The organism is Vibrio genomosp. F6 (genome assembly GCF_005146325.1).
GTDB classification, from domain to species: domain Bacteria; phylum Pseudomonadota; class Gammaproteobacteria; order Enterobacterales; family Vibrionaceae; genus Vibrio; species Vibrio cortegadensis.
Window position 1 is genome coordinate 48595 of sequence record NZ_SYUT01000072.1, and the last position, 6604, is coordinate 55198.

The 6604-nt window shown below is 42.5% G+C and carries 8 protein-coding genes; all 8 read left to right on the plus strand.

Annotated features, from left to right (window positions below; all coding sequences use genetic code 11):
* The first annotated feature begins 172 nt into the window (after positions 1–172).
* Entirely contained in the window at positions 173–895 is a 723-nt protein-coding gene (locus FCV43_RS18870) for a helix-turn-helix transcriptional regulator (RefSeq protein WP_017053170.1), read from the plus strand.
* Positions 895–1320, plus strand: a complete 426-nt coding sequence (tusD, locus tag FCV43_RS18875; protein ID WP_017053171.1) for a sulfurtransferase complex subunit TusD — start codon at positions 895–897, stop codon at positions 1318–1320. The genes FCV43_RS18870 and tusD overlap by 1 nt, the downstream gene beginning before the upstream one ends.
* Positions 1317–1673 (plus strand): sulfurtransferase complex subunit TusC, encoded by a 357-nt coding sequence (gene tusC, locus FCV43_RS18880; RefSeq protein WP_017053172.1) that lies wholly within the window; start codon positions 1317–1319, stop codon positions 1671–1673. Before tusD ends, tusC begins: the two co-directional genes overlap by 4 nt.
* 17 nt (positions 1674–1690) lie before the next feature.
* Positions 1691–1972: a sulfurtransferase complex subunit TusB gene (tusB, locus tag FCV43_RS18885; RefSeq protein ID WP_136996041.1), complete on the plus strand. Its 282-nt coding sequence runs from the start codon at positions 1691–1693 to the stop codon at positions 1970–1972.
* Between the two features lie 176 nt (positions 1973–2148).
* Positions 2149–2523, plus strand: coding sequence for a 30S ribosomal protein S12 (gene rpsL, locus FCV43_RS18890; RefSeq protein ID WP_012549145.1), 375 nt, complete (start codon positions 2149–2151; stop codon positions 2521–2523).
* A 104-nt stretch (positions 2524–2627) separates the two neighbouring features.
* Positions 2628–3098, plus strand: coding sequence for a 30S ribosomal protein S7 (gene rpsG / locus FCV43_RS18895; RefSeq protein ID WP_012604916.1), 471 nt, complete (start codon positions 2628–2630; stop codon positions 3096–3098).
* Positions 3099–3268: 170 nt separating this feature from the next.
* Positions 3269–5365 carry an elongation factor G gene (gene fusA, locus FCV43_RS18900; protein ID WP_136996042.1) on the plus strand — a complete coding sequence of 699 codons (2097 nt, stop codon included), beginning with the start codon at positions 3269–3271 and terminating at the stop codon, positions 5363–5365.
* A 148-nt stretch (positions 5366–5513) separates the two neighbouring features.
* On the plus strand, positions 5514–6604 hold a 1091-nt coding region (gene tuf / locus FCV43_RS18905; RefSeq protein ID WP_136996043.1), incomplete at its 3' end, for an elongation factor Tu.

Sequence of the window (6604 nt, forward strand, 5' to 3'; positions counted from 1 at the left end):
GCCTGAAGCGATTCAGGCTTTTTTTATGCAGGAAGATAAAGGTTATAGCGCTAATTTTGTAAGAGATTAGTTGTTTTAAATCACTAGTTAGCCAGTTACATTGATGTGCAATTAAAATTTTCTGATAAACTTACATCAATTTGTTGATTTTTCGTTCTAAGGCTAATTTAAAGTGACAACCACAGAAACAGTAAATGCTGATATGTTGCTCGAAATGGAATCCGTTACCGTGATGCCATTTAGTGAGCATGACAAAATCATTCTTAAATCTTATGAAGCCGTGGTCGATGGAATTGCCAGTCTCATTGGGCCATTCTGTGAAATTGTTTTGCACTCTTTAGAAGATCTAAATACATCGGCGATTAAAATTGCCAACGGTGAAAATACAGGACGTCAAGTCGGATCACCAATCACCGATTTAGCGCTGAGAATGTTAAAGGATATTGAAGGCTCAAAACGTAACTTTTCTCGTTCATATTTCACCCGTGCAAAGGGTGGGGTGCTAATGAAATCTATCACAGTTGCAATACGTAACGGTGAAGAGCGAGTGATTGGTTTATTGTGCATTAACGTTAATTTAGACGCGCCATTCTCCCAAGTATTGCAGTCGTTTATGCCAACACAAGAAGCGGAAGAAGCGGCGTCATCAGTTAACTTCGCAAGTGATGTTGAAGAGTTGGTTGACCAAACGGTTGAGCGCACAATTGAAGATATTAATGCCGATAAATCGGTATCGAATAATACAAAGAATCGCCAAATCGTAATGGAACTTTACGACAAAGGGATTTTTGATATTAAAGATGCGATCAACCGTGTCGCGGATCGCTTGAACATCTCAAAACATACCGTCTATTTGTATATTCGCCAGCGTAAAGTTGAAGATGGAGAGGCGTAATGGCCTCTGAAAATAAAGCGCAACAAGCGGCTGAAAAACTTACATATACACTGGTTGTTAATGGCTCAGTTTATGGGAGTCAATCCGCAAGAACGGCGTATCTGTTTGCTCAAGCATTGCTCGAAAAAGGGCACCATTTGGTCAGTGTCTTTTTTTATCAAGATGGTGTTAATAACGGCTCTCGCCTTACTGTGCCAGCGAATGATGAATTTGATCTCGTCAAACATTGGCAAGAGTTAGCTGAGCAACATTCAGTAAGGTTAGAGACTTGCGTAGCGGCGGCATTACGTCGTGGTATTGTCAGCGAGAGCGAGTCTAAGCAACACGGTTTAGACTCCGACAACTTAGCCAGTCGTTTTAATCAAAGTGGCTTAGGCTCATTAGCAGAAGCATTATTGATGCAAGATAGAGTGGTGCAATTTTGAAGTCGATTGCGTTTGTGTTTAAAAGCTCTCCTCATACGACAAGCAAAGGGCGTGAAGGCTTAGATGCTTTATTGGCGGCCTCTGCATACAGTGAGAACATCCATGTGTTTTTTATCGCAGAGGGCGTTGCTCAGCTTATTTTAAATCAGCAACCGGAAGTTATTTTAGGACGAGATTACATCAGCGCGTTCAAACTGATGGAATTATACGAGATTGAAAATATCTATGCCTGTCAGGAAAGTTATGAACATATGGGGTTGTTAAAAACGGCAACAATTTTAGAACCTGAGTGGTTATCCAAAAGTGAAATTACGGCCAAACTTCAGCGTTGTAATAAGATCCTTACCTTCTAGTTTTAAGAGATGAAATTATGCTTCATATCGTGAAAACCCCCCATCAAATACCTTCTGTTTTAGCGTATTTAGCTGATCAAGATGCCGTGATTTTGGTCGAAGATTCAATTTATGCGATTAATGAAGGTCATTTCTCGCATTATTTGCTGAAAAATTGTCCAGCTTCAGTTTTTTTTCTTTCGAACGATGCATTGGCCAGAGGTTTGACTTTAACAACAAATAGATATTTTCAAGGTGTTGATTTTACAGGGTTTGTTGAGCTGACTGCCACGCATGAACAATCAATGACATGGGAGTGATTTCCACTCTAATTGCTCACGCACTGCTAGATGGCTAAAATAAATGCGATCTTGATTGTATATTTCTTGACACACCCCTCACTGCTGAATAGAATTTTGCGTCCCTATTTATACTAAGTATCGATAGGGCTAGATTTTTCACAAAGCTTACTTTCAAGTAATTCAGGAGCTATTTAATGGCAACTATTAACCAGTTGGTACGCCAGCCTCGTGCAAAGCAAGTTGTTAAAAGCAACGTGCCAGCACTAGAAGCGTGCCCACAAAAACGTGGTGTATGTACTCGCGTATATACTACTACTCCAAAAAAACCGAACTCAGCATTACGTAAAGTATGTCGTGTTCGTCTAACTAACGGCTTTGAAGTTACTTCATACATCGGCGGCGAAGGTCACAACCTTCAAGAACACAGTGTTGTTCTTATCCGTGGTGGTCGTGTTAAAGATTTACCAGGTGTGCGTTACCACACTGTACGTGGCGCACTTGACTGTGCTGGCGTAAACGACCGTAAGAAAGGTCGTTCTAAGTATGGTGTTAAACGTCCTAAGTCTTAATGCGTCTTTTTTAAAAAGAAAGCGTTAAGTAAGGCCAAACACTATTTTATTTATTATTCTGAAAAGTTTTGGAAAAAACCTGAAGAAGACAACGGAGAATATCCATGCCACGTCGTCGCGTTATAGGCCAGCGTAAGATCCTTCCAGATCCTAAGTTCAAATCTGAGCTGCTGGCAAAATTCGTTAACATCCTTATGGTTGACGGAAAGAAATCTACTGCAGAGAAAATTGTTTACACTGCACTAGAAGTTATGGCTGAGAAATCTGGTAAAGATCACTTAGCTGTATTTGAAGAAGCTCTTGAAAATGTTCGTCCTGCGGTAGAAGTTAAATCTCGCCGTGTGGGTGGTTCAACTTACCAAGTACCTGTAGAAGTTCGTCCGGTTCGCCGTAACGCTCTTGCTATGCGTTGGGTAGTTGAAGCTGCGCGTAAGCGTGGTGAAAAATCTATGGCTCAACGCCTAGCTGCTGAAATGCTAGACGCGTCTGAGAACAAAGGTACTTCGGTTAAGAAACGTGAAGACGTTCACCGTATGGCTGATGCTAACAAAGCATTCGCACATTACCGCTGGTAATACCTTTTTAGTGCTGCGGGCTTGCCTGCAGCACTTCTTTATTTTCTAAGCTTTCCTTTTTAAAAACCATATTTTAAAAGAGATAGAAAATAGGGTTTATTCATATTTCTAAAGTGATTGTTAAATTACATTTTTAATATTAATAGTCCCTACATAATGAGGATACAATCGTGGCTCGTAAAACTCCTATTGAGCGCTACCGTAATATCGGTATCTGTGCGCACGTAGATGCAGGTAAAACAACCACAACTGAGCGTATTCTGTTCTATACTGGCCTTTCTCATAAAATCGGTGAAGTTCACGATGGTGCGGCTACCATGGACTGGATGGAGCAGGAGCAAGAACGTGGTATCACTATCACTTCAGCTGCGACTACGACATTCTGGCGTGGTATGGATGCGCAATTCCAAGATCATCGAATCAATATCATCGATACCCCAGGACACGTTGACTTTACCATTGAAGTAGAACGCTCATTGCGTGTACTTGATGGTGCCGTTGTCGTTTTCTGTGGCTCATCTGGTGTAGAACCTCAATCTGAAACCGTATGGCGCCAAGCTGATAAATACAGCGTACCTCGTATTGTATTTGTCAATAAAATGGACCGTACCGGTGCAGATTTTCTGCGCGTAGTAGAACAAATAAAAGAACGTCTTGGTGCTAACCCTGTTCCTATTCACCTAAATATTGGTGAGGAAGAGAGTTTCAGAGGTGTAATTGACCTTATTAAGATGAAAGCAATCAACTGGAATGAAGCCGATCAAGGCATGACCTTCTCATACGAAGAGATTCCAGCCGATATGCAAGAGTTAGCAGAAGAATGGCATAACAACCTTGTTGAAGCAGCGGCGGAAGCAACTGAAGAGCTAATGGATAAGTACCTTGAAGAAGGTGAACTAACAGAAGCTGAGATCAAGGAAGCGTTACGAATTCGTACACTGAATAATGAAATTGTACTGGCCACTTGTGGTAGTGCATTCAAAAACAAAGGTGTACAAGCAGTTCTTGATGCTGTTGTTGAATATTTGCCTTCTCCAATTGATGTTCCAGCAATTCAAGGTTTGGATGAAGATGAAAATGAAGTTGAACGTCATGCAGACGACAACGAACCATTTTCAGCTCTCGCATTTAAAATTGCGACAGACCCGTTTGTTGGCACTTTAACTTTCGTACGTGTTTATTCTGGCGTTGTTGAAAGTGGAAAAACCGCTTACAACTCGGTGAAGAAACAGCGTGAACGTTTAGGACGCATTGTTCAAATGCATTCAAATAAACGTGAAGAAGTGAAAGAAGTGCGAGCAGGTGACATCGCAGCTATTATTGGCTTAAAAGATGTAACTACTGGTGAAACACTGTGTGATCAGAACCATAAGATTGTTCTTGAGCGCATGGAGTTCCCAGATCCAGTTATTCAGATCGTTGTAGAGCCAAGCTCTCAAGCTGATCAAGATAAAATGACTATTGCGTTAAGCAAGCTTGCGGCAGAAGATCCATCATTCCGCGTTGATATGGATGATGAAACGGGTCAAACCCTGATTTCAGGCATGGGTGAACTGCATTTGGATATCATTGTTGACCGCATGAAGCGCGAATTTAGCGTGAACTGCAACGTTGGTAATCCACAAGTTGCTTACCGTGAAACTATCCGTGGTACTGCGAAAGCGGAAGGTAAATTTATCCGCGAACACGGTGGTAAAGGGCAGTATGGTCACGTATGGCTTAAACTCGAACCTTCTGAACCGGGTGAAGGTTTTGTCTTCGTCGATGAAATTGCCAATGGTACAGTGCCTAAAGAGTACATCAGCTCAGTATCGAAAGGTATTGAAGAGCAGATGAACAATGGTGTTCTTGCTGGTTATCCTGTTTTGGATATTAAAGCGACACTGTATGATGGTTCTTACCACGAAGTAGATTCAAGTGAGATGGCGTTTACAATCGCTGCCTCTATGGCTTTCAGAACTGGCGCTCTCGAAGCTCAACCAGTTCTGCTTGAGCCTGTGATGAAAGTTGAAGTAACTACTCCAGAAGACTGGATGGGTGATGTTGTTGGCGATATTAACCGTCGCCGTGGCCTCATCGAAGGTATGGACGAGGGAACAGCTGGCCTGAAGATAATTCGTGCACAAGTTCCGTTGTCTGTCATGTTCGGTTACGCAACTGATTTACGTTCTGCGACACAAGGTCGTGCTTCTTACTCTATGGAGTTTAGTGAGTACGCCGAAGTGCCAAAAAATGTTGCAAATGCAATCATTGCAGAGCGTGGTTAAACAAGCAGGATGTATATTTCTCCAATTTTTTGAAGAATCCATACGTCCAAATATTGCGCTGACGAGAGTTGGCGCATAAAATAGCAAATTCTGGCGCGTCTCGATCAATAATGATCGTGGCGAATCATAACTAGGAAGGAACACGCTCGTGTCTAAAGAAAAATTTGAACGTACGAAACCGCACGTAAACGTTGGTACTATCGGCCACGTTGACCACGGTAAAACAACTCTAACTGCTGCTATCTGTACTACACTTTCAAAAGTGTACGGTGGTGAAGCTAAAGACTTCGCATCTATCGATAACGCTCCAGAAGAGCGTGAGCGCGGTATCACAATCGCAACTTCTCACGTTGAGTACGATACTCCAGCACGTCACTACGCACACGTAGACTGCCCAGGACACGCGGATTATGTTAAAAACATGATCACTGGTGCTGCGCAAATGGACGGCGGTATCCTAGTTGTTGCTGCGACAGATGGCCCTATGCCACAAACTCGTGAGCACATCCTACTTGGTCGTCAAGTTGGTATCCCTTACATCATCGTATTCATGAACAAATGTGACATGGTTGATGATGAAGAGCTACTAGAACTAGTAGAAATGGAAGTTCGTGAACTTCTTTCTGAATACGAATTCCCTGGCGACGACCTACCAGTAATCCAAGGTTCAGCTCTTGGCGCACTAAACGGCGAAAAACAGTGGGAAGACAAGATCGTTGAGCTTGCAGAAGCACTAGATTCTTACATCCCAGAACCAGAGCGTGCTGTTGACCAACCGTTCCTACTTCCTATTGAAGATGTATTCTCAATCCAAGGTCGTGGTACTGTTGTAACTGGTCGTATCGAGCGTGGTATTCTACGTGTAGGTGACGAAGTAGAAATCGTTGGTATCAAAGAAACTACAGTAACTACATGTACTGGTGTTGAAATGTTCCGTAAACTGCTTGACGAAGGTCGTGCAGGTGAGAACGTTGGTGCACTTCTACGTGGTACTAAGCGTGATGACGTTGAACGTGGCCAAGTACTTTCTGCTAAAGGTTCAATCAACCCACACACTAAATTTGAGTCAGAAGTATACGTACTGTCTAAAGATGAAGGCGGCCGTCACACTCCTTTCTTCAAAGGTTACCGTCCACAGTTCTACTTCCGTACAACTGACGTAACAGGCGATATCACACTTCCAGAAGGTGTTGAAATGGTAATGCCTGGTGACAACGTTCAAATGACGGTTGAGCTAAT